Here is a 3522-nt window from a genome sequence, read left to right on the forward strand (position 1 = left end):
CGGCGGCGCGTTTGGCGGATTTCTCGGAACGCGTGGCGACTGCGACGAGTTCGAATTTAACCGGGGCGAGGTCGCGCGAGAACTTGTCCAGGCCGACGCGGGCGAGCTGGCCGGCGATGCCGAAGCGCTGGAGGTCGGCGTAGGCGCGGAGGTGGACGTCGCCGCCGAACATGCCGGCGCCGACGAGGGCGATTTTGATGGTGGGTTGCATGTGAGTTCGGCTGCGAATGTGCCCGCGCAATCGAGGCGATGGCAAGCACGAGCGCTTGCGGAGGTGATCGCCCGTCTCCCGCACGCGAGCGAACAGTCGCGACGCGTCGTGCCGCAATGACGACCGGCGGTTGGCGTGCCTGCGCGATCCGGCTGCAAGTCCGCGCATCCCGCGCTCAGCGGACGGCTGAGAAACCTCGCGGCGCGGTTGTGACGTCGGCGGCTTCAATCCGTCGGATGGCGCGGTCGATTCGCTGCCGGAGATCGCCCGTGGTTGCTCGCGACGCCGCGCGCAAGTCCGCGAGCACCGGTCTCGCGAGCGGGCCCAAGTCACCGAGCCAGTCGGCCAACACGGGTGTCACGTCCGCATCCGGAGCGCGGAGTGCGCCGGCGAGCACGTTGAGCGACGCAGGGAGTTCGGACCGCACGCGGAGCAGTGTCCACGCGATGGCGCTGCGCACCTGGGGATCGGCCTCGGTGGTGAAAGCCGCGAGCAACTTCGGCACCGCGGGCCGCGCGCCTTCGCCAAGCCAGCCGAGGCCGATCGTTCCCCAGTAGCGGACCCAAGCCTCACGATGCTGCGCGGCCTCGGCGAGCGCAGGGAGGGACTTCGGCCCGATCCAACCGAGCGAAATCGCGGCGGCTTGAGTAAGACGCGGGTCGTCAAGCATCAGGCGCAAGTGCGGGATGGCGTCGGCGCCCGCGGGGCCGATCGCCTGAAACGCGAACATCGCGCGCCCGTGTTCGGCCGCGCCCGGCGGGAAGGGATGCTGCCGCAAGCCCGTGCGCGTGAACCACTCGTCCGCCAGCAACCGAGCCTCTGTGTCCGGCGCGCGCATCCGGTCAATGATGTGCGGAAGCACCGTGACGCCGAACTCGCCCATGGCGCGTTGCGCGGGCGCGCGTCGCGCGACGGCGGCGGCGGAATGCGACGGTTCGGAGAGCGAATAAAGGTCTGTCCACCACGCGCTGAAGGTGCGGCCGTTCCACTCGGGTTCGCGAGGGCCGCGATTCCACGAGGCCAGCGTGCCGGCAACCGCGAGCACGGCGGCGGCGATGAGGAGGACGGGCTTCGTGCGCATGGAGGGGAACGGCGCCGACGTTATCCGGACGCACGGCCGTGGACAAGCGGCGCGTCAGTGCCCGACCCACCGGGGACTGTCCCAAATCGCCTTTGCTGGTCAATTCGCTACAGCGTTTCATCCATGGCTTCCAGCAGGCGGATTTCTTGACGCGCGATTCAGCCCTGATTTACAGGCCAAAACGGATCATGCCACCCGCGGCGTTTCATTGCTGGCATCGGCGTTGCTAAAGCGCCATGCGCTGGTCGGGTCGCCGTGTGGAAATCTGCACATGCCTTGTTGCGCGAGGCGGTGGGGACGGCCCGGCTGGCGGTTTGTCGCTCCCGACGCCACGAAATTGAACTGAACAAAACCATGAAGAAAATCGAAGCCATCATCAAACCATTCAAGCTGGAGGAAGTGAAGGACGCCCTCAGTGAACTCGGCATCGAAGGCATGACCGTCACCGAGGTCAAGGGGTTCGGCCGCCAGAAAGGCCACACCGAAATCTACCGCGGCAGTGAATACACCGTGGACTTCCTGCCCAAGATCAAACTCGAACTCGTCCTGCCCGACGGCCGCGTGGACGCCGCGGTCGGCGCCATCGTCAAGACCGCCAAGACGGGCAAGATCGGCGACGGCAAGGTGTTCGTCAGCCCCGTGCTCGACGCCGTGCGCATCCGCACCGACGAGAAGGGAGACGCCGCTGTCTAGGCCAACCGCAACCCCAACTTCCAACCCACCCAACCCATCATGAAGAAACTCATCCTCTCCCTCGGCTTGTTCGCGCTGGCGATGACCCTCAACGTCTCCGCGCAACAGCCGCCCGCTGCCCCGGCAGCGCCCGCAGCCGCCGCTCCGGCCAAGGAACCCACAGTGGAAGATCGCCTGGCCGACCTTGAAGCCTACGTGAACAACGCGGCACGGCAGACCAATGCACCTTCCAAGATCAACGCGCCCGGCCCCGGCCACAACGCCTGGCAGATGACCAGCACCGCCTTGGTGCTGTTCATGACCCTGCCCGGCCTGGCGCTGTTCTACGGCGGCCTGGTGCGCCGCAAGAACGTGCTCTCCGTGCTCGCCCAGTGCATGGGCATCGCTGGCATGGTCACCTTCCTGTGGTGGCTGTGCGGCTACAGCCTGACGTTTTCAGGCGGCAACGCCTTCTTTGGCGACCTCGCCAACGCCATGTTCAAAGGCATGGAGCCCGGAAAGGTCGGCGCGGGTTACTATTGGATCAGCGACAGCATGTGGGCGATGTTCCAACTCACTTTCGCCATCATCACGCCGGCGCTCATCGTCGGCGCCATTGCCGAGCGCATGAAATTCTCGGCGGTGCTGCTGTTTGTCGCCCTGTGGATGTTTGTGGTTTATTTCCCGCTGGCACACATGGTGTGGAGCGGCAAGGGTTATATGTGCGGTGCGCTGAACGCCGCCGATGCGGGCATCAAGGCACTTGATTTCGCCGGGGGCACGGTCGTTCACATGAGTTCCGGCTGGAGCGCGCTGATGTTGTGCCTGATCCTCGGCAAGCGCCTCGGCTTCGGCAAGGAGCCCATGCCGCCGCACAACATGGTCCTCTGCATGGTCGGCACCGGCATGCTCTGGGTCGGCTGGTATGGCTTCAACGCCGGTTCCGCGCTCGGTGCCGATGCCATCGCCTCGAACGCCTTCGCCACCACCACGCTCGCGGCGGCCATCGCCGGCTTCGTGTGGCCCATGTGTGAATGGATCACCCGCGGCAAGCCCAGCGTGCTCGGCTTCTGCTCTGGCATCGTGGCGGGCCTCGTGGTGGTCACGCCGGCTTGCGGCTTCGTCAACACCACGGGCGCGGTCATCATCGGCTTCGCGGCGGGGATCGTCCCCTACTTCGCTGTGTCTTACCTGAAGAAAATGCTGGGTTACGACGACGCGCTGGACACCTTCGGCGTCCATGGCGTGGGCGGCACACTGGGCGCGCTGCTCACAGGCATACTGGCTGATGAAAAAGTCAATCCCGTTGTGGCCGGCGTGAAAGCCGGTTTGCTCATGTCCCAGATCAAGGCCATCCTCGTCACGATCATTCTCTCCATCGTCGGCACCGCGATCATCGCCTACATCGTGAAGGCGGTCGTCGGCGGCCTGCGCCCGAGCGAGGAAGTTGAAACCGCGGGCCTCGACCTCGCCGAGCACGGCGAAGAAGGCTACCACAGCTAAACGAACCCACGCGCAATCTGCCGCGCCGGGCGGGGCGCAAGCCTTCCCGGCGCGG

At 66.0% G+C, this 3522-nt stretch carries 4 protein-coding genes; 2 read left to right on the plus strand and 2 right to left on the minus strand.

The features are described from left to right. Window positions 1-211, minus strand: a 211-nt coding sequence (locus tag FJ386_15270; protein ID MBM3878047.1) for a gfo/Idh/MocA family oxidoreductase, incomplete at its 3' end; no start/stop codon positions are given. A 175-nt stretch (window positions 212-386) separates the two neighbouring features. Beyond that, window positions 387-1292, minus strand: coding sequence for a hypothetical protein (locus FJ386_15275; GenBank protein ID MBM3878048.1), 906 nt, complete (start codon window positions 1290-1292; stop codon window positions 387-389). Between the two features lie 354 nt (window positions 1293-1646). Here FJ386_15275 and FJ386_15280 point away from each other — a divergent pair, with 354 nt between their 5' ends. After that, window positions 1647-1985 (plus strand): P-II family nitrogen regulator, encoded by a 339-nt coding sequence (locus FJ386_15280; protein MBM3878049.1) that lies wholly within the window; start codon window positions 1647-1649, stop codon window positions 1983-1985. 39 nt (window positions 1986-2024) lie between these two features. Continuing rightward, window positions 2025-3467 carry an ammonium transporter gene (locus FJ386_15285; GenBank protein ID MBM3878050.1) on the plus strand — a complete coding sequence of 481 codons (1443 nt, stop codon included), beginning with the start codon at window positions 2025-2027 and terminating at the stop codon, window positions 3465-3467. Window positions 3468-3522 lie beyond the last annotated feature (55 nt).

The sequence above is a fragment of the Verrucomicrobiota bacterium genome, assembly GCA_016871675.1.
In the GTDB taxonomy this organism is placed as follows: domain Bacteria; phylum Verrucomicrobiota; class Verrucomicrobiia; order Limisphaerales; family VHCN01; genus VHCN01.